15 protein-coding genes are annotated in these 19,562 nt (G+C 48.4%); 12 read left to right on the top strand and 3 right to left on the bottom strand.

Annotated features, from left to right (window positions below):
• Nucleotides 1–8: 8 nt before the first annotated feature.
• The 8 genes from LRL21_RS23350 (at nucleotide 9) to solA (ending at nucleotide 8,200) form a co-directional block, all read left to right on the top strand.
• Nucleotides 9–1,613: an FAD-dependent oxidoreductase gene (locus tag LRL21_RS23350; RefSeq protein WP_240418209.1), complete on the top strand. Its 1,605-nt coding sequence runs from the start codon at nucleotides 9–11 to the stop codon at nucleotides 1,611–1,613.
• Nucleotides 1,610–1,942, top strand: a complete 333-nt coding sequence (locus LRL21_RS23345; protein ID WP_240418208.1) for a 4Fe-4S dicluster domain-containing protein — start codon at nucleotides 1,610–1,612, stop codon at nucleotides 1,940–1,942. Before LRL21_RS23350 ends, LRL21_RS23345 begins: the two co-directional genes overlap by 4 nt.
• A gap of 35 nt (nucleotides 1,943–1,977) precedes the next feature.
• The gene (locus LRL21_RS23340; protein WP_240418207.1) at nucleotides 1,978–3,015 is read left to right on the top strand and encodes an ABC transporter substrate-binding protein; all 1,038 of its coding nucleotides are present in this window, start codon (nucleotides 1,978–1,980) and stop codon (nucleotides 3,013–3,015) included.
• A gap of 25 nt (nucleotides 3,016–3,040) precedes the next feature.
• A complete protein-coding gene (locus LRL21_RS23335; RefSeq protein WP_240418206.1) occupies nucleotides 3,041–4,681 on the top strand; it encodes an FAD-dependent oxidoreductase in 1,641 nt (546 codons plus the stop codon).
• Nucleotides 4,678–5,025: a 4Fe-4S binding protein gene (locus tag LRL21_RS23330; protein WP_240418205.1), complete on the top strand. Its 348-nt coding sequence runs from the start codon at nucleotides 4,678–4,680 to the stop codon at nucleotides 5,023–5,025. Before LRL21_RS23335 ends, LRL21_RS23330 begins: the two co-directional genes overlap by 4 nt.
• A 177-nt stretch (nucleotides 5,026–5,202) precedes the next feature.
• Nucleotides 5,203–5,976, top strand: coding sequence for an NUDIX domain-containing protein (locus LRL21_RS23325; RefSeq protein ID WP_240418204.1), 774 nt, complete (start codon nucleotides 5,203–5,205; stop codon nucleotides 5,974–5,976).
• 74 nt (nucleotides 5,977–6,050) lie between these two features.
• Nucleotides 6,051–7,025: a THUMP domain-containing class I SAM-dependent methyltransferase gene (locus LRL21_RS23320; protein WP_240418203.1), complete on the top strand. Its 975-nt coding sequence runs from the start codon at nucleotides 6,051–6,053 to the stop codon at nucleotides 7,023–7,025.
• A 41-nt stretch (nucleotides 7,026–7,066) separates the two neighbouring features.
• Nucleotides 7,067–8,200, top strand: a complete 1,134-nt coding sequence (solA, locus tag LRL21_RS23315; RefSeq protein ID WP_240418202.1) for an N-methyl-L-tryptophan oxidase — start codon at nucleotides 7,067–7,069, stop codon at nucleotides 8,198–8,200.
• 336 nt (nucleotides 8,201–8,536) lie between these two features.
• On the opposite strand, the gene LRL21_RS23310 is transcribed toward solA, so the two are convergent.
• A complete protein-coding gene (locus LRL21_RS23310; RefSeq protein WP_240418201.1) occupies nucleotides 8,537–8,878 on the bottom strand; it encodes a MerR family transcriptional regulator in 342 nt (113 codons plus the stop codon).
• A 300-nt stretch (nucleotides 8,879–9,178) separates the two neighbouring features.
• Between LRL21_RS23310 and LRL21_RS23305 the strand changes: the two genes are divergently transcribed.
• From LRL21_RS23305 to LRL21_RS23290, 4 genes are all read left to right on the top strand, one after another.
• Nucleotides 9,179–13,981: a DUF2252 family protein gene (locus LRL21_RS23305; RefSeq protein WP_240418200.1), complete on the top strand. Its 4,803-nt coding sequence runs from the start codon at nucleotides 9,179–9,181 to the stop codon at nucleotides 13,979–13,981.
• A gap of 266 nt (nucleotides 13,982–14,247) precedes the next feature.
• Nucleotides 14,248–14,505 carry a hypothetical protein gene (locus LRL21_RS23300; protein WP_240418199.1) on the top strand — a complete coding sequence of 86 codons (258 nt, stop codon included), beginning with the start codon at nucleotides 14,248–14,250 and terminating at the stop codon, nucleotides 14,503–14,505.
• 36 nt (nucleotides 14,506–14,541) lie between these two features.
• On the top strand, nucleotides 14,542–15,324 hold the full coding sequence (locus LRL21_RS23295) for a hypothetical protein (RefSeq protein WP_240418198.1): 783 nt from the start codon (nucleotides 14,542–14,544) through the stop codon (nucleotides 15,322–15,324).
• A 182-nt stretch (nucleotides 15,325–15,506) separates the two neighbouring features.
• On the top strand, nucleotides 15,507–17,465 hold the full coding sequence (locus LRL21_RS23290) for a dihydroorotate dehydrogenase (RefSeq protein ID WP_240418197.1): 1,959 nt from the start codon (nucleotides 15,507–15,509) through the stop codon (nucleotides 17,463–17,465).
• Between the two features lie 136 nt (nucleotides 17,466–17,601).
• Here LRL21_RS23290 and LRL21_RS23285 read toward each other — a convergent pair whose 3' ends face one another.
• Together LRL21_RS23285 and LRL21_RS23280 are read right to left on the bottom strand one after the other, a co-directional pair.
• Complete coding sequence (locus tag LRL21_RS23285) at nucleotides 17,602–18,915, bottom strand: FtsW/RodA/SpoVE family cell cycle protein (protein ID WP_240418196.1); 1,314 nt, start codon at nucleotides 18,913–18,915, stop codon at nucleotides 17,602–17,604.
• The gene (locus tag LRL21_RS23280) at nucleotides 18,912–19,241 is read right to left on the bottom strand and encodes a PadR family transcriptional regulator (protein WP_076233292.1); all 330 of its coding nucleotides are present in this window, start codon (nucleotides 19,239–19,241) and stop codon (nucleotides 18,912–18,914) included. Before LRL21_RS23280 ends, LRL21_RS23285 begins: the two co-directional genes overlap by 4 nt.
• Between the last annotated feature and the right edge of the window lie 321 nt (nucleotides 19,242–19,562).

Below are 19,562 nucleotides of genomic sequence, written 5' to 3'. Positions count from 1 at the left end.
TAAGGACCATGAGCAATCCAAGACAAGGAAACGATATTCATTTAGAAGCGGACGTACTGATTCTCGGCGGTGGACCAGCAGGGACATGGGCAGCTATAAACGCAGCGCAAGCGGGCTCTAAAGTTATATTGGTCGATAAAGGATATTGCGGAACAAGCGGAGCTACAGCGCCATCCGGCACAGGCGTATGGTACATCAATCCCGATCCGAGTGAAAGAGAAAAAGCTCGGCTATCGCGTTTCGAGCTTGGCGGCGAGCTGGCTGAGTATGATTGGATGAACAGAGTGCTTGACCAGACATATGAGAATATGAACAAGCTGGGCGAATGGGGTTATCCCTTCCCGGTGGATGATGAAGGCAAGCAATACCGCAGAGGCCTGCAGGGCCCTGAATATATGAAGCTGATGCGTAAGCTGGTTGTCAAAGCAGGCGTTAAAATTCTTGATCACAGTCCTGCACTGGAATTGCTTACAGACGAGCATGGAGTTGGCGGAGCACGAGGGGTAAGGACGCAAACTGGAGAAACCTGGACGGTCCATGCCAGTGCCGTCATCATTGCGACCGGGGGATGCGCCTTTTTGAGTAAAGCGCTTGGCTGCAATGTGCTTACGGGTGACGGCTACTTGCTGGCAGCGGAAGCAGGCGCGGAAATGTCCGGCATGGAGTTCTCCAATGCTTATGCGATTTCTCCGACATTCTCTTCGGTTACGAAAACAGCTTACTATCGCTATGCAAGCTTTTATTACGAAGATGGCTCGATTGTTGAGGGTGCGGGCTCGACCCGTGGCCGTTCGATCATTGCTAGAAATTTGCTGCAAAATCGTCAAGTGTATGCCCGATTGGATCAAGCACCTGAGGATATCCGTCCGCTATTGCGTGTAGGCCAAACGAATTTCTTCCTGCCTTTTGACCGTGCCGGGATTGATCCTTTTACAGATGTATTTCCGGTTACTTTGCGTCTGGAAGGTACGGTACGCGGTACAGGCGGTATCCATATTACGGATGAAAACTGCGCAACCAAGGTGGCAGGCTTGTATGCAGCCGGTGATGCGGCGACTCGGGAATTCATATGCGGAGGCTTTACAGGAGGCGGCAGCCACAATGCAGCATGGGCGATGTCGTCCGGAACCTTCGCTGGCAAAGGTGCAGCAGCGTATGCACAAAGCCTTGGCTCGCTTGCAGGAAAAAGAAATCTTAAAGGGATTTCGTCCACTACCTTGACTGTTAAAGAAACGGGCGACAAAGCGTTTAAAACCGAAGAGCACATTCGTTCCGTGCAGCAGGAAGTCATACCGTATGACCGTAATTTATTCCGAACAGAGTCAAGCTTAACCGGTTCTTTGGAACGTCTGGACCAATTATGGAAAGAAATTCGCGAGAGTGCGGTACCTATTCATGCAGGTGCGGTAAAAGCGCGTGAGGCAGCTGCTATGACGGCTACGGCGAGATGGATGTACAATTCCGCTAAGGCGCGTACGGAAACAAGAGGAATGCACAAGCGCGATGATTTCCCTAAGCTCGATAGCTCCCAGCATTATCGTTTGGTAAGCGGAGGCCTGGATCGAGTATGGGTTACAACCACACCAGCTGAAAATGAGGCGGTTCTACAATGATTGAAATCATAAGTGAATCCAAGTGCATCGAATGCAATCTCTGTGTGTCTGTCTGCCCGACAAATGTATTTGATCGTGTTGAGGGAGGCATTCCCGTTATAGCCAGGCAAAGCGATTGCCAAACCTGCTTCATGTGCGAGCTATATTGCCCTGTGGATGCTCTGTATGTAGGGCATGATGCTGAAGGTGTTGCCGATGTGAAAGAGGAAGCAGTTGAAGACTTGGGGTTGTTTGGAGGCTACAAAGAGAAGGTAGGCTGGGGTAAAGGCAGAAAGCCAGTCTCAGCACACGCGTATATGTACCAATTGGCAACTAGAGCGATCCCTTAAGTACAGGGGCTAATAAGAGAGGGGCACAATTAATCATGTTTCAGCATACACAGAAAAAAAGGACGCGTCAGGCTCGTCACCTTGGATTTTTCATAGGTCTTTTATCTATCTTCCTATTACTCCAGGCTTGCGGAACAGCAGCTTCACCGGAACAAGCAGCAAAAAGCGGCGCTCCTGCAGCGGATACCAAAGCGCAAGTACCGACCGTATTTAATTACGGCTATATCGGAACGAATAAGCTCAATTTTCCAGGCGGAGCCGAAGGTTGGGGGCTGTACAAAGGCATTATTCAAGATGAATTAAAGAAGCACGGAATTACCGAAGTGAAGCTGACGGCTTTCCCCAATGGTCCCGATCAAAGCGAATCGTTAATTAGTGGAAGGCTGGATGCAGGAAGCTTGGGAGATACTCCAGCGATTCTTGCCCGTTCCACCGGAGCCAAGACGAGGCTGATCACACAGGGCGCGACAGATAGCATCGGTTATTTGATTGCCAAGAAGAATGGCCCCAAGACGTTGGCAGACTTAAAAGGCAAAACGATCTCGATCCAAAAAGGATCTTTCATGCACAGGTATATAGTCGGACTCTTGAAGGAGCAAAATATAACCGACGTTAAATTTATTCATATGCTAAGACCTGATGCTGAGGCTGCTTTATCACGCGGAGAAGTAGATGCGATGACGAATAGCGCAATATTCGCATTGAAGCAAATCGAGCAAGGGTATCTTTTACTTGATGACGCATCGAAGCACCCCAATTTGGTTGGAACTTCAGCAACGGTTGCATCAGAAGCATATCTAAAGAAATTCCCTGATTTCCCAAAAATCTGGAACGAGGCTCGTTTAAAAGCTTTGAAGGACCTCAAATCGAAGCCGGATGAGTATTACCAGTTTTTAAGCCAGCTCAACGGATATTCAGTGGAGCTTAATAAGCAGGTAACCCCGATTGAATTGATTAAGGATGTGCCTTTTACCGATGATGGAATTAAGCTGCTGGAGGGTACGAAGAAATTTTTGGTTGATGAGAAGCTTGCTGAAACCGATTTTGACCTTAAGCAATGGATATTAAAGTAATACGCTGACAAGGGAGGCTTTCAGGATGAGCGGCATCGATCGACTAGATTTGCAAGCTGATGTTCTTGTAATAGGCGGTGGGCCCGCAGGGGCTTGGGCAGCCTGGAGTGCTGCCGCACAAGGCGCTAAGGTAGTGCTTGTGGATAAGGGCTATTTGGGAACTAGCGGAGCAACGGCTCCTGGCGGAACGAATCTTCTCTATCTGCCTCCGGATCAGGAGCTTCGTGAACAAGCGGTTCAGAAACGAATGGTGGAAGGAGGATATTTGTCCGATCCTTCATGGATCCATCGGGTTTTGGACCAGGTGTATGAGAGCCTTAAGCTTGTGGAGTCATGGGGCTATCCGTTTCGACGCGATGAAGAAGGAACACCACTTCGTGATCACCTGCAAGGGCCCGAGTACATGAAGCTAATGCGTATTGCCGTTAAAAAGGCGGGTGTACGCATACTGGACCAATCTCCGGCGCTCGAACTGCTGGTGGATGAGCACGGAGTGGGCGGGGCGCGAGGCATATCCCGACAACAAGGACGCGAGTGGGAGGTCAGGGCGTCGGCCGTCGTTATAGCCACGGGCGGGTGCGCGTTTTTAAGCAAGGGTCTCGGATGCAACGTATTGACCGGAGAAGGTGTGCTGATGGCTGCGGAGCTTGGTGTAGAGCTTTCGGGCATGGAATTCAGCAAGCAATATGCGCCGAGTGCGGCATTCGGTACGGTTACACGAGGGAGGCTGCTGAATTGGGCTACCTATACATCAGAGGATGGAACGGTTTTGAACGGAGGTGGTCCGCGTGCCGGAGATTTCTTGCCGAGCATGCTGAGCAAGGGGCCGGTGTATGCGGTGCTGGATAAGGCGGATACGAAAGAAAAGCAGCAAATATTGAGGAACTCACATTCGATATTTTTTGTCCCTTATGACCGGATAGGGCTTGATCCGTTTACACAACGATTTCCGCTGACCTTGCGTTATGAGGGGACGGTTCGTGGAACTGGAGGTATCCGGTTAATAGGTGAGGATTGCTCCTCCTCAGTCGCGGGCTTATATGCGGCAGGGGACGCAGCAACCCGTGAGCGTATTACGGGCGCCAAATCCGGAGGCGGTGCTTTTAACGCATCATGGGCGATTTCTTCAGGCACATGGTCAGGAGCGGCAGCAGGCCAATATGCGCTGTCGCTTGGCCAAAAAGCCGGACTGCGGAATTTGCGTCCTGCCGGGCAAGCTGGACTTCTGGATCGCAGCGAATCCCGTACTGCTGCTATCGACACAGCAGCTATCGTAGATTCGGTTCAACGGGAAGTGTTCCCGCTGGACATCAATTATTTCCGAAGCGAGTCTGTGCTGGCGGCATCACTTCAGAGACTGAATGGTTTATGGCCGCTAGTCCATGGCAAGGTCGCAGAGTCAGTGCAGAGCCGTGTCAGGACAAGGGAGGCGGCAGCTATGGTGGCCACGGCCAGATGGATGTATACCGCAGCGCTTACCCGCCGTGAGACAAGAGGACTGCATAGCCTTGTGGAATATCCGGGTGCGGATGTGGCCCAGCAGTATCGTCTGCTCGTATCGGGCATCGATCAGATCAAGGTGCGATTCGAGAAGCCGGATACGGTTGCAGTGCCATTCGATTTAGACAGCAGACTAATTGCTTCTGAGGAGGTGCCCAGCAGATGATTGAGTTAGTTAGCTCGGATCGCTGTGTAGAATGCGGCATCTGCGTGAAGGTTTGCCCGACTAATGTATTTGATGTCGGCCCTAACGGTATCCCGGTTATTGCTCGGCAAGAGGATTGCCAAACCTGTTTCATGTGCGAAGCCTACTGCCCGGTTGACGCACTGTACGTTTCACCTCAGGCAGATGATCATGTGCACGTTGATGAGGATAAGCTTATCGAAACTGGCTTGCTGGGCAGCTGGAGAGAAACGATTGGCTGGGGGCCTGGACGTACTCGGCTTGCCGAAATCGACACAACCCCGTTCATTGACAGGATTTTGCCGAAAAAGCCGGAGGCTTCATGATCGTGATTTCATGGAGCGTTGCTCGATAATGCAAAATATTAAGAAAAAGATTGCGCCAGTACATGTTCGTATGTATTGGCTTTTTTGCTGCATCCTAAAAGTTCGATATAATAGATTGACAAATTAATTATAAATGTCATAATGAATATATCGAATTGAAAATAAGGGGGGAGCGGTTTGACTGAGGAGAACGCTTCAAATTATACTGCCGGAAAATATCGTACACCTGACGGTGCGCCTGCCGATATTGTTATTTTCACAATAACAGCTGAGCATACCAATCGAGCAACCAAGTCGCTGCCCAAGCGGGAGCTGAAGGTGCTGCTGATCAAACGCAAGCTTTGGCCCTTTGAGGGGCGGTGGGCGCTGCCTGGAGGCTTCTCGAACGATACGGAATCCATGTATGAAACGGGAAGACGGGAGCTGGAAGAAGAGACGGGTGTCAAGGATGTCCATATGGAATATTTTAATGTATACAGCAAGCCCGGGCGCGATCCGCGGGGGTGGATCATTTCACATGCTTTTTTTGCTCTCGTGCACGAGGATTATTTGGCACAGCGCAAAGCCTCTGATGATGCGGCAGATGTAGGACTGTTTGCTGTCAACGAGCTGGGGCGACCGGGTCTTGAGCTTGCTTTTGACCATCAGCAGATTATTCAGGACGCTGTGGAACAGATTCGCAGCAAAATGCTGCTCACCTCGATTGCCAAAGAGTTTCTTCCCGACGAGTTCACACTCAGCGAGCTGTACCAGGTGATTCAAACGGTTGTGCCTGATTTTGAGGAAGCTAATTTTATCCGTAAAATGAAATCGACCCAGAGCCGCAGCGGCGTATTGGAGCCTGTGCTGGATACAAAGGGAGAGCCTAAGAAGTCCAACGAGTATTCACAGCGAGCTGCACAGCTGTATCGATTTACTGGAAGCATGCCGAGGCTTTCCTTGTACAGTTAGCTCCAATCTGAAATAATTAGACCAAATAACTGGCGGATGGCTGAGGCCTGAGCTGTAGGAATGGAACGTGCAAGATGAAACAATACCAGTATGATCTTGATAATGAAACGAACAGCATGGCACCAAGCTATGTGTATATGTATGCTTGCCACGAAGAAGAAGCGCAGCTCTGTCAGTTGGAGCTGCGTTCTTTGTTCGGCATGGAGTCGGAGGGAGAAGGCACCCACTGTGTGGTCAGCTCTATTGGCATGGACCCGAGCCGGAGCCCCTTTATCAAGCAGCGGCTCACAGTGAGCTTCGTGGGAGATACGGTTCAAGCTATTGCAGCTGCTGTGAATGCTATAGAGCTGGATGGCGCCACCTTCAAGGTGGTTTTTGCAGCTATCGACAAGTCTGTACCTTATAACGAGCAGCGGCAGATAGAGCGTGAAGTGGGAGCGGGAATACGGGGAAAGGCCGAGATGCGTAGTCCCGACAGATTATTTGGAATTACTTGCCTGGATGGACGCTGGCTGTTCGGTGAGTGCATGACCAATGAAGCCATTTGGCTCAAGCATAATACCAAGCCGCAGCAATACTCAACGGCACTCAGTACACGAATGGCACGTGCGATTGCCAATATCGCTGTACCCTTTCCTGAGGGGATTACGGCTATTGATCCGTGCTGCGGCATCGGAACGGTCCTGATCGAGGCACTGTCTATGGGTATCAATATGATTGGCAGCGATATGAATCCGCTGGCTGTGCGGGGAGCAAGGACGAATCTGGCTCACTTTGGATTTCCGGATGTTGTCGCACTTCAGGATATGCGGACGCTCACTGGAAGCTACGATGCGGCCGTACTGGATATGCCTTATAATCTATGCTCCGTCCTGTCACCATCAGATCAGCTGTCTATGCTCGAAAGTCTACGAGGACTTACGGCTAAAGCCGTTATCGTCACGACAGAAACGATCGATGAGCTTGTTATTCAAGCCGGATTTACGATCTCCGACCGCTGTGTAGTAAGAAAGGGGAGCTTTTCCAGACAAGTACTGGTCTGTTATTAGTTGTGAATGCTGTTTGTATACTTGATTAGGGAGGAAACAGGATGACCGTATTTGATGTTATTATTATCGGAGCAGGCACAATGGGAGCAAGCGCCGGGTATTATTTGTCCCGTTCAGGAGCCTCCGTGCTGCTGTTGGATGCTTTTGAGCCTCCTCATAAGGAGGGCAGCCATCATGGAGAAACGCGACTCTTTCGTCACGCCTACAGCGGTGAGGATGCGTATATCCATTGGGCTCTGCATGCTGAACGAGAATGGGAGGCGCTTGAGCAAGCAGTGGGCCGGCAGCTGTTCCATCGTACGGGGGTTTTGAATCTGGACCCGGAGAGCTCACCTTTAACTCAGGGAAAGGAGACCAAGGCTCGGAAATTTGGGCTGCCCGTTGAAGTGCTGACACCGGAGGAAATGGAATACCGTTGGCCTGGACTTACCGTCCCGAGTGGATTTAGAGGTCTGTATGAGCAGCGGGGAGGGGTATTGAGCTGTGAGGCGATCATAGAAGCGTTCCTGCAATTGTCTATTCACCATGGTGCCAAGCTGCAGGTGAACAGCCCTGTCGAACGGATAGCTTATAAGCCTATGCACATAGAGGTGTCAACCCGAAACGATCGTTATGCAGGACGGCAGCTTTTGCTGACGGCTGGCGCTCGCTCAGGCACCCTACTCCCTGACTTGAAGCTTCCTGTAGAAGCAGTGAGGAAACCGATAGCCTGGTTTGAACCGAAGGCGGAACAAGCTGTATTCGATAGTCGCTTTTTTCCCGGCTTTAATATTAACACGGAGTTTGGGGAGTTTTATGGATTTCCCAGCTTTTCTGGTTCAGGCTTGAAAATTGGCAGGCACGATGGAGGCGAGATTGTGGATGGGAGGCAGCCGACTGCACCATTTGGAAGCAGTCCTGCAGATGAGCTTGAATTCCGTCAGCTGCTGAAGCAATTTATGCCCAAGGCGGAGGGAAGGCTGATTAAAGGCAATGTATGCCTGTATGAGAGGACACCGGATGAGCATTTTATTATCGATCAACATCCGGAATATGCCCATGTGTATATTGCGACAGGCTTTTCCGGGCATGGCTTTAAATTTGCCAGTAGTATTGGACAGACTGTCAGTGATTGGATGCTTCATAGCAGGTATAATGAGCACCTCAAGCCATTTTCAATTTCTAGATTTTATTGATTTATGTAAAAAGTTTGTTTAATAATCATTTTATACTATTAATTGTTAATTTATTAAATTTATTGTAATTTATTGACTGGAAATAGATTTAAATATTGTTATATTTCATGTAATGATTTCATAACAAAAATATTATATTTCCCTGATATGTAAATAAGAGTACATGGAGTGATGATATCGAGTCAATCATCATCCCCAATTTACGATTGATGAGGACTCGCTGGAAATTGCAGTTCTCATCTTTGTCGGCCTCGCAGGCAGATTGCTCAAATGGTCGTGATTGCTTAACATACAAAAGCCGCCTGCAATGGTAACAGGCGGCCTAGCATGCTCGGTTTACGATGGTTCAAGTGTCTGCAATGCGATTTTTTGGAAAACATCATCAATATTTTTGATACGATCCTCGACCTTCTTGGCGGCAGTATCCAGCGTGTAACCGTCCTCCAATAACTCTTGAACCAATACGATTTTTTTAATATTTACGTAATCATATCGCCGGGTCGATCCGTCTGCCTCCTGAACCGACTTGATGATGCCTTTCTCTTCCCAATATCGAATTTTGCGAGTCGGTACGCCGGTAATTTCGGCAACCTCGCCAATGCCTACAATTAATTTACTTAACAATTCCATATCGTAAATGACGTATTTTTTTTCATTGGAGCTTTCTTCAGAACTCATGGTAAGTCCTCCTGTGTCATTCTTCCTTCCATTATAATATAAATCCTTGTAAATGTCACAAGGTTACAATGTCCGTTAGCTATTGCTTAAGGGTGCCATTTGATACCAAGAGATTTGTGATGTAAGAAAAGCTCAGCTTACCAACCTAATCCTGTTCTGTTATGAAGATGCCGTGTTATTTACAATATCTTTATATAGCCCGAATCTTCTATTGAAACTCCACTGCTATGATGGATAAGCTATGGAGATTTTGTATTCATTAGCGATATCATAGGATAGTTCACAGGAGGCTCGACATGAATGGTTGAGAAGAAAACATTGCGGAAGGTGATTGGGCTGCTCACAGCTCTGCTGATCATGAATCCAATTATCGGTAATTTTGTAAGCATCGATAAGGCTCATGCTGCAGAGGCGGGATACGTAGTGATTAGTGATATTTACAGCTACGGGGGGAATTCGGCTTCGGACAAACCATCGGTTTTCAAAAACGATTATGTAGAATTATATAACCCTACCGATCAGGACGTGAACTTCGGAGCAGGCACGTGGTCGCTGCAATACGCAGGTAAAAATAAGACCAACTGGAAAAAAGTCGATTTGGGTAGTACGATTCCGGCGCACGGTTATTATTTGGTTAAGCTCGGACAGGAAGCGGCTAATTTTGGTGCGGATTTGCCTACACCTGATGCTGTGGATACGACCATTAACATGGATAAAGACAATGGAAAGGTCGCTCTGGTCAAGAATCAATCAATAATTAGTGTTAATGATCCGCGTTCGACCTTGGACAACTCGGTTTTGATTGATCTCGTATATGATTATGGAAGCTTGTCCTACAAAAAAAGCTACAAAAGAAAGGCTTATAACCCGTTAAACCCTTTGGCTGGCTTGAAGCCGTCTACCAACCCAGGATTGGGCAATGGCTGGGACACGGATTCGGACACGGTTGAGGCTGACTTTGAAATTGTAGACCCGGTGAGCAAGGACTTACCGCCCCGCAACAGCAGCAGCCCCAAGGAGCCCATCATCAAAGGCACAGCGAATACTGGAGCCAGCATGGTGATGATGGACAGCTTAACTACGGTCAATGCGGCCAACGCCACATTTAAAATCAACGTAACAACAGGCACAGTGAAAGCAGGTCCACTGAACCCTATTAATGATTATATCATTAACAATTTACCGGCGGGTCTTACGAGCAGCGCGGTTGGGGATACTGCAGCGAAAACCATCACTTTCACAATAGCAGGAACAGCTAGCGCCAATGTCTTGGCTGATCAGACGTTGTCGGTCATCCTGAAGCCCTCTGCTGTGACTGCAGGTGCTTACAGCAGCTCTGCCAGCATCGGCGGCGTTACACTTTCTCATTATACCCCGAAAATAAAAGGAGCTGTAAGCACTGCTGATGCGGATGCGGCTATGCGGACAGCTACTGAGGTAGATCCGAACAACAATACGTTTACGATCGCTTTACAGGTCGGGAATGTGAAAAACGGGGACTTGAGCGTAACGGATTATACATATGCACCATCGCTTCCATCAGGTCTGAGTATTAAAGCCAAAGGTGACAGCACCGCGAATACGGTGACCTTTACGGTATATAATTCGGCGACGAGCCCTGTAACCGAAAGCGTGAATTTGAGTGTAGTTATCAAAGCCACGGCAGTTACCGGCGGAGCTACACTGGATTCGGATGCCATTAACGGTATCACGCTGCTTCGACCGTCCGCCGTACTTAGCAAGGACGAGGCAAGAAAGCAATTTTTGCTGCAGGAAATTAAAAATCGTAATGCTTTTTTCAACAGCCCGGCAACAAAGGAATACAAGTACACATCAATGTCCAAATCGGCTTTCAGTTTTTACCGCGCGACCAGCGGATTATTTTACAAGGATTTAGGTGGTGTCATTCCGGTTCCAGCGGATTGGAATCAGCTTAACAACATTAACACCTGGATCTCCGGTGATTTTCACATTCAAAATGTCGGTTATTTCGATAACAATGAAGGTACGGCTATATTTGATCTTAACGATATGGACGAGTCTTATATAGCACCATTCTATTGGGATTTGATTCGCTCCACGGCAAGCATTTATTTGTCCCGCTTTGATGACAAGTCCTACTTTACCACTGCATTGGACGACAGTACGACCAGACAAATTGCCAAAAACTATTTGGATGTCTATATACAAACACTCAATAATGTGAACGGCAATAATAATGAAAAGAGTGCCGAGCTCACCTCTGACAAGCTGAGCGGTTTTACAAAGAAGTTGATGGAGGATTTCGTAAAAACGACAATAAAATCGCAGCTGGATAAAGCAGCGCCCTTGACCTCGACAACTCCGGCTACACGTAATTTTGATTACAGCAAGACAGACAAATATATTAAGGCCAAGGGTGCAGACTTGAAGGATATTACAGACAATTGGTCTGCCTATGTAAACAGTGTTCAGCCCTTTGCAGTAGGGCAGTCGAGCGATTATTTCAAGATCAAGGATGTTGCTCTGCGTATTAACCAAGGGTTAGGAAGCCTCGGCGTGAAACGTTATAATGTTCTCATCGAAGGACCGACAGCCAGCAATGATGATGATATTATTTTGGATGTCAAGGAGCAGGGCAAGCCGAGCTTCATAGATCATCCTCTGTTCCCGTCTTCAACATATGATCCGTTCAACGGTAAGGATGCGGAGCGCTCCAAATTGGCTTATCAAGGAATGCTGACCAAGCCTGATTATCATTTGGGCACACTTCAAGGCGCTAACCACAACTTTCTGATTCGGAAAATTTCGCCTTATAAAGGTGACTATACGGACTCCAAGTTTGCGAATCAGGTGGAATTTGAAAATTATTTATTTTATACCGCTCAGGCACTAGCCAATGCACATGCCCGCTCGGACAATGATTATCCTGCTGGCCATGTGGCTTACAGTTTCGAAGAAAGTGTCCTGAACAATGTATATGCCGGGGGCAAGTGGGACAGCTTCAGGACTAATCTCGTTAATTTAGGCGAGGATTATTATAGACAGGTCATCTCGGATTATAATCTGGTCAAAGCTGATTTGGCAGCTGGAGCCTTAGTGGATTCAGCAGATCTTGGCAGCTTAACAGTAAGTGGCAGCACATTAACGCCTGCTTTTGCCGTAAATACTATGAATTACACGGTGTCCGTCCCTGCTGGTACAGCGGCTGTAGACGTAAATGCAGCTTTATTGGATTCAAAGGCTTCCATGACGGTCAATGGTGATGTATATGCCAGCAATATGTACAAGCGGATTAATTTGACCAGCGATACAACCTCCATAGCTGTCAAAGTCACAGCCAGGGATATGACAACGAACAAAACCTACATCATCACAGTAAATAGGGGAACAGCACCCGTTGACCCGACACCTGTCGATCCAACACCTGTTGATCCAACACCTGTTGATCCAACACCTGTTGATCCAAAACCCGTTGACCCTGTGCTCAGCAGCAATGCCAGTCTGAACGGGATGATCGTGAATGATATCGTGATTACTCCGGAATTTACAGCAGGCACGACGAGCTATACGGGCTATGCAGGGAAAATGCGGCAGGCTATTATTACAGCCACAGCGTCAGATGCGAAGGCAGCAATCCTTATTAACGGCAATGCCGCTACAAGTGGTACCCCATCTACGGTTGCTTTAAATGTGGGTACGAACGAAATGAAGGTTCAAGTAACCGCGCAGGACGGGACGATTCAGGTGTATACGGTGACATTGACCCGAATTAATGATAATAACAGTTCAAACGGCAGCAGCGGTACAGGTGGAACGGGTACAGGAACGGGCAGTGGAGCTGGATCGACAGGCTCGGCAGGCGGCAGCACAGGGCCAACTGTTTCTGGTGAGGTTCATCTTGGAGATGGTGCTGTTAAAGAAAGCAAAGAAACAACAGCTGATGGTAAAATCGCTACCCGACTGACGGTGGATTCGCTCAAGCTGACCCAGGCTCTGGAATCACTGAAAAAAGAGGATGCAGGCAAACCTCAAGTTGTGATTGAATCCAAAGGTAACGACCCGATTGCGATGGTGGAGCTTCCGGTTGCGGTACTTATGGAGGCCCTTAAATCGGTACCGAATGCAATAATCACAGTGAAGTCTGAGCTTGCCAGCTATAGCCTGCCCATCCAAACGATTGATTTTACTGCGGCAGCCCTTCAGCTTGGTGTAGATGCCAAGGATATCAAAGTCACGATAGTTACTGAAAAAGTAACGGGCGCAGCCTTAGCACAAATCACGGATATGGCGACAAGAGGCGGGATGACGGTAGTAGGAGCTCCAATCGACTTTAAGGTCATTCTGGAGGCTAACGGTAAGCAGCTGGATGCCGCATTATCCAATCATTACGTGGCAAGAACGATTTCAACCGGACAAAATGTGGATGGCGCTCGCACTACGGCGGTTCGGGTGGAAGCGGACGGGAGCTTCAGCTTTATCCCTTCGAGATTTACCGATAACCAGGCGATTATTATGAGCCCGAGCAATAGTGTGTATGCTATTGTACAAACGAATAACAGGTTTACAGACATTGACGGACATTGGGCCAAAGCGGATATTCAGCTGCTGGGCTCCAAGCTGATCGTTAACGGTGTCTCGGAGCAAAGCTTTGATCCCGATACGAACATCACGAGAGCACAGTTTGCTGCACTGCTGATTCGTTCTCTGGGATTAAATGAGAATCGGGAAGCGAATCGCTTCACGGATGTACCAAGTAATAATTGGTCAGCAGGTGCTGTAGGTGCAGCCTCCAAGACTGGATTGATAGACGGCTTCGAGGACGGCAGCTTCCGTCCTGCCGATCCGGTGACACGCCAGCAAATGGTTGTGATGATTGCACGTGCGATGAAGGCATCAGATCAGACGGCCTTGACCGAGGTGAAGACAGATACGGCTCTGGTGTCATTCAAGGACCAGGCGTCCATTCAAGCCTGGGCAAAGCCTGCCGCGGCTCAGGCCGTAGCCGCAGGTATCATCCAGGGGATGACTGCCGACGCTTTCGTACCGGACAGCCAGGCAACAAGAGCTCAAGCGACTACGATGCTGAAGCGTTTGCTGCAAAGGCTGCAATTTATCGATTAAGGTTAAGGCAACCTATCATTATCAATTACAGGCAAACCCGCTTTATGCTGCTTTCCTTGCATGCATGAAGCGGGTTTTTCTGTCTTTATCATAAGCAGGTCGATTAGAGAACGGCTGGATGGGTTATTAAATGATATAGCAAAAAACAGCTGTGCTCAGTATGACTGCAGCTATGTGTTCATATACTGCTAGCAGAGGGTGTAAGACAGGCACGCATAGGCAGGTTTCAAGGCATCAAACCCATATCGTAAGGAGGTTTTATTGGTTTGCCTGGCACGACCTGGACGGTCATTCTCATCCTGCTCGCAGTGTTATTGAATCTTATCATTGGTTCAAGCTACCGTGATCCTGCGTTTACGGCAGTAGGTGTGTGGGCTTTGATCGCTATCGGGGTTGCCAATACAAATGACATTGTCATCATGTATAACGCATGGGGCGCGGCGGCACTATTGTTAATATTGACGCTTTGGCTGATAGCAGGCAAGGATGTATTTATTCGACATCAAGAGCGTGCTCATATATAGGCAGGACAACTTCAGCAGAAGAGGGAGGTAACAGGCATGACCACATTTGTACTTCGCTGGCTTCATATATTAGCCTTATTCGCTGTGCTCTTGTATAATTGGCTTGCGGATGCGCGCCCGTTCAATGGATTAAATACGAGTGATCTTACAGCGATGTTTCCCAGTACAATGAACCCGGCACCGTATTCGCTTGCTCTTTGGGGAGCGGTTTATGTATTTCTGGCAGGGTTCGTGATCGTACAGCTACTGCCTGGCATGTACAAGCATGAAGAAATTAGACGCATTGGACCATGGTTTGTCATTAGCTGTTTGTTCAATATCGCTTCACTTGTGCTATGGCACTACCTGTTTATTGTGCCAGCATTAATGGCGATGATGATCCTGCTGCTGTCTCTAATTGTGATCTATACGCGGACCAGGCCGAACGGGTTGTCATCCGATCCTCGCATTCTTTGGCTGGTACAGGTGCCTTTCAGTGTCTATCTGAGCTGGGTGTTCGTCATGACAATGGTACGAATCTCAGCAGTTTTGCAAGAGTTCAATCAAGGCGGTTTAGATTTCTCGGGTATGGTATGGACGGTGCTCATGCTGTTCATCATAGTAGCTGTGGCGGCTATTACAGGAATGAATTTCCGTGATTCTGCCTTTATATGGCCTGCTGCATGGGGCTTAATAGCGATCGGTATTGCAAATTCGTATAACGATACGATTTTTTATACAGCCTGGAGTGCAGCTGGTCTACTGCTTGTGTTGACAGCTATGCTGCTGTTCGGTCAGGGCAAGCTCGAACATCGTAAACCATTTACAAAAGCTTTATAAAAAACCAGCAGAAACCTTTGATATGGCAGCCACACCCTTCCGGATCACTGTTAAAGTGAGATAGGAGGGTTTTTGCTTATGTAGGTTCCTGATGCCTCTCAGGTCAGATAGGTGACCGAATAAAGGATTTTGACCGAGCGGCATTGAATGTATAAGGACTATGAGAGTCTGGGGTGAAGTCTATGCCGGATTGGTCGTATCAAACGATATTTCGTTCTTTGTTATTTCAGCTTCCGTCCCGGCTTGCCCGAGATTTCACCCTGCGGGCGATGGGAACTTTGAGCAGGGTGCCGGGAGGCAGCTTCATCATCCGGACGATGGGGCATATGGAGGCTTCTCCCATACTGGCAACCAGGCTGGCAGGAATACCGCTTAAATATCCCGTAGGCTTGTCAGGAGGATTGGACCCGGAGGGAACTGCTCATCAAGCGCTGGCGCAATTCGGGTTTGGTTTCATTGAAATCGGCCCTGTTACCCTTGAAGCCTATGTGAATAATGAAAGTCCGATACAGCGTTACCCTGAGAACGAAACCATTATATACACGGATGCAGGCCGCAGTGAAGGGTTGACCCAGCTGATGAAGAGGCTCGACCGAAACCAGGGGCATGCTTTGCCGCTCATGCTTCGTGTTAAAAGCACACCGGGCCGCACGCCTATGGAAGCTCAAAGGGAGCTGCTGACGATGCTGGAGGCACTCTCCTATTATGCGGCCGGCTTTTATATCGAATCGCTCGATGAGAACGGGTCAGTCGAAGCATCGATAGCCCATTTGCAGGCTATACAGCTGGCGGCCCGTGAGCTGCCTATAGTGAAGCCGATGTTCCTGTATGTACCGCTAGACTATCCGCCCGAATCGCTCAAGCTGCTGCTGGCTGGATTGTCACCAGGCTGGAGCGGCGTCGTTGTTGGCGATATGCTGAGAACAGCCGAGGGAGACTTGACGGGAAGTGTCCTCAAGCCGCTCAGTATCGAGATAGTCCGCAGCATTCGCGAGCAGCGTCTATCCGCTTCATTCAGCATTATTGCTTTCGGAGGTATTCATCAACCATTAGATGCCTTGGAGCTTTTGGAGGCAGGCGCTGATTACGTCCAGCTGCACAGCGGGCTTGTGTACTCAGGCCCAGGGCTGCCCAAGCGCATTAACGAAGCGATCGTTTATGAAAAGCTTCAGAGCGTGGAGCCGCCGCCAGCACCTTCCTTTTGGATGAACTGGGGCTGGATGTGTTTATTAGGCATCGGAATGATCCTTGGTGGAGCGCTCACCTGGATCATCGCAGCAACGTCGGTAGTGCTGCCTTATGATACTCTGTTTCTCGGCATGCTGCCGTCGGAGCTGAATGAGGCGAATCCGCTTGTGCTGCAATTCATGTCACATGATCGAGTCACCCTCGCAGGGACGATGATCTCGATTGGCGTCATTTATTATCAGCTTGCCCGATATGGCTTGCGTAGTGGTCTGCATTGGACGAGAACCGCACTGATAACGTCAGCCGCTGTAGGCTTCAGCAGCTTTTTTCTATATTTGGGCTACGGCTATTTTGATCCGCTTCATGCGGCAGCGGCGCTTATCCTGTTCCCGATGTTTATGCTGTCCATGCGTCGTCACCGGGAGTTGCCCTCCTGGGAAAGGCCGAATTTGATCAACGATCGTACCTGGAGACTCGCTCAATGGGGACAGCTCATGATGGTGACGTTAGGTTTTTCATTAGCAGTCGGCGGCATTGTCATCTCCACGGTGGGCGTTACAGAGGTATTCGTGCCGCAGGATCTGGAGTACCTTTGTGCAACGCCTGCTATGCTTAATGAAATCAATGAAAGACTGCTGCCCTTGATCGCGCATGATCGAGCAGGCTTCGGAGGCGCTTTATTTTCAGATGCCATTGCGATTCTGACGATTGCGTTGTGGGGTATTAATCAAGGTCAGCGCTGGCTGTGGTGGACGTTTCTGTTGGGCGGCTTGCCTGGATTCGTCGCAGGACTTAGTGTGCATCTGACCATAGGCTACACCGATTTCGTCCATTTGCTGCCTGCTTATTTTGCCTTGATGCTGTACGTGTTTGGACTCATCTTTCTATATCCTTACTTAATGCAGGGGCAGAAGGACCCACGACTTAATTCGACAATTTCAGCAACCTCATAGCAGCTGCTAGGTAGGTTAACAGAAGCTTCACAGCACACGCTCAGGATCATTGGGCATCGATAAAAATCGCCAACAAGCCGACCTTCCTATTAAAGGAAACCGGTTTGTTGGCGTTAAATATGGACAAGCATTTGGTTTAGGGTGAGAGTGGATTGGTGGAATTGGAACGAGCGGGAATCCTGTTCTTTTGGCGATAAATGCTTAAAATGATACCAATCGACGCCAGCTGAATCAAAGTGAGCATCCCGCCATTGCTTATAAATGGAATGCTGACTCCTGCAATTGGCAGCATACCGAATGACATCAATATGCTCCATATGAATTCAATCGTGAACATGGCAAGGAAACCTTTTACAGCCAGGCTTCCGTACAGATCCGTTACTTTACCAGCTATACTTGTCAATCTGATCAGGAATATAAGCGCCAGGGCACCGATGGCGATTCCTGCTATCCATCCCAGACTGTATATTAAATAAGTAAACAACATCTCGCTCTCAATGGTTGGCAAACGAATAGCGGCAGCAAAGCCATGCCCCCACCAGCCTGCGGAATGAATCGATTGGATAGATTGTACGACCATAAAGCCAGCGCCCTGGGGATCGGTATAGGGGTTCAAATAGGCAAAGAAACGATGGATACGTTGAGAGTTAGTTCCAAGCGATAAAAGAAAAACAATGATTAGAAGTGGCGCTATGTAACAGAGCAGCTTGCCCAGATGCTTTCGCAGGGACAAGTACATGATGCTAAAGCCTGCCAAATAGATCATCAAGGAAATAATGGAGCTTCCGACTGTATACAGCACACTTGGAATAAGTACATAGACGGCTAACTTTAAGGGATAGCCCTGTTGTTCCCAGCGGGATGCCATAATTCCGGCTAAGCAAAGGATAAGCAGAAAAGGGGAAATCGCCAGAAAATCGAACCTTATAAATCCAAGTGAAAAATAAGGTGCCCCATTTACCTGCTGCCCGAATTGCAGAACCCAGCCCATGCCCAGCAAAATAATGATATATAGCGCCTTCGAGTAAGGAAGCAGCTTCCGATAATCCCAAAAGCATAAGCCCAGCATGCAAATAATACCAATAATCGAGTAGGTAATTTTATTCATAAAATAGCTGTAATCCCTATAAGAAACCAACTCAACAGCATACATCGCCAGTATCCCGATACCTATAAAGATCGCGATGAGACCAAGCAGACTCCAATCAATCCGCGCTTTGTGCGCTTTGTTCAGTTGGTCGCCGACCAGCAGAGGATCGCCCATTTGGCGGATTGCTATTTCAATTGCCTGATCCCGCCCAAGACCGGAGGACATTTGCTCCTCAACCAGCTCCTGGATGTGGCTTTGCAGCTCCAGCTTGATCTCAGGATGCAATTCCCTCGCATTGACCTGCTTGCATACCTTTTTCAAATACTGTCTCACTGCTTCCTCATATCCGATTTGTTTCATGCTTGACCCTCCCCAATCACCCGGTCAACGGCTGTGCGGAACATATTCCATTCTTGCTGCTTCGTTTGCAGCTGCTTTCTCCCATTGTCCGTTATTCGGTAATACTTTCTTTTGCGGCCTTCCTGTTCGCTCCAGTACGATTCGACGATTTTCTCGGCTTCCAGAGCGTGTAGAATGGGATACAGGGTTCCTTCCTTGAAGGTAAAAAGACCGCTGGAACGGCTTTCGATTTCTTTGGTCATTTCATAGCCGTACATTTCCTTGCGCCCAAGAAGGGTCAGGATCAGCATCGCTGTACTGCCCTTCATTAGTTCTTTGTTAACCATGGTGCACCTCCTCGTAAAAGTACTTTCTCGATAAGCTGCGCTTTAGGGTTCAGCGAAGCTTGTCTAATAAGCATTGACTTTCAATGCATCGAATATCTATGTATAGTATAACAGCTGTCCGTACAGAAAACAATTATGCTTTCAAGAGCGTGCTCAGCAGGGGGATTGAGGCCATCCTGCACTATAGAGAGTCTTATAAGAAAAGCTTCTGATCGAAGTCTACTCGGTGAAGCTACATTCGTGTTATAAATGTAGCTTTTCTTGCGAGATAAGAATCGTTCAGCTTTGCTGAAAATATATAAATTCTCCTAAAAAATCAAT

This window comes from Paenibacillus periandrae (genome assembly GCF_022458865.1).
GTDB lineage: Bacteria > Bacillota > Bacilli > Paenibacillales > NBRC-103111 > Paenibacillus_S > Paenibacillus_S periandrae.
Note: the sequence above shows the minus strand (reverse complement) of the source record. Positions and strands in the feature narration are given on the sequence as shown.

What these genes read in the sequence shown, in the direction of transcription:
- LRL21_RS23350 (WP_240418209.1), top strand. Translation starts at nt 9, where the DNA reads ATGAGCAATCCAAGACAAGGAAACGATATTCATTTAGAAGCGGACGTA.
- LRL21_RS23345 (WP_240418208.1), top strand. Translation starts at nt 1,610, where the DNA reads ATGATTGAAATCATAAGTGAATCCAAGTGCATCGAATGCAATCTCTGT.
- LRL21_RS23340 (WP_240418207.1), top strand. Translation starts at nt 1,978, where the DNA reads ATGTTTCAGCATACACAGAAAAAAAGGACGCGTCAGGCTCGTCACCTT.
- LRL21_RS23335 (WP_240418206.1), top strand. Translation starts at nt 3,041, where the DNA reads ATGAGCGGCATCGATCGACTAGATTTGCAAGCTGATGTTCTTGTAATA.
- LRL21_RS23330 (WP_240418205.1), top strand. Translation starts at nt 4,678, where the DNA reads ATGATTGAGTTAGTTAGCTCGGATCGCTGTGTAGAATGCGGCATCTGC.
- LRL21_RS23320 (WP_240418203.1), top strand. Translation starts at nt 6,051, where the DNA reads ATGAAACAATACCAGTATGATCTTGATAATGAAACGAACAGCATGGCA.
- solA (WP_240418202.1), top strand. Translation starts at nt 7,067, where the DNA reads ATGACCGTATTTGATGTTATTATTATCGGAGCAGGCACAATGGGAGCA.
- LRL21_RS23310 (WP_240418201.1), bottom strand. Translation starts at nt 8,878, where the DNA reads ATGAGTTCTGAAGAAAGCTCCAATGAAAAAAAATACGTCATTTACGAT.
- LRL21_RS23305 (WP_240418200.1), top strand. Translation starts at nt 9,179, where the DNA reads ATGGTTGAGAAGAAAACATTGCGGAAGGTGATTGGGCTGCTCACAGCT.
- LRL21_RS23295 (WP_240418198.1), top strand. Translation starts at nt 14,542, where the DNA reads ATGACCACATTTGTACTTCGCTGGCTTCATATATTAGCCTTATTCGCT.
- LRL21_RS23290 (WP_240418197.1), top strand. Translation starts at nt 15,507, where the DNA reads ATGCCGGATTGGTCGTATCAAACGATATTTCGTTCTTTGTTATTTCAG.
- LRL21_RS23285 (WP_240418196.1), bottom strand. Translation starts at nt 18,915, where the DNA reads ATGAAACAAATCGGATATGAGGAAGCAGTGAGACAGTATTTGAAAAAG.
- LRL21_RS23280 (WP_076233292.1), bottom strand. Translation starts at nt 19,241, where the DNA reads ATGGTTAACAAAGAACTAATGAAGGGCAGTACAGCGATGCTGATCCTG.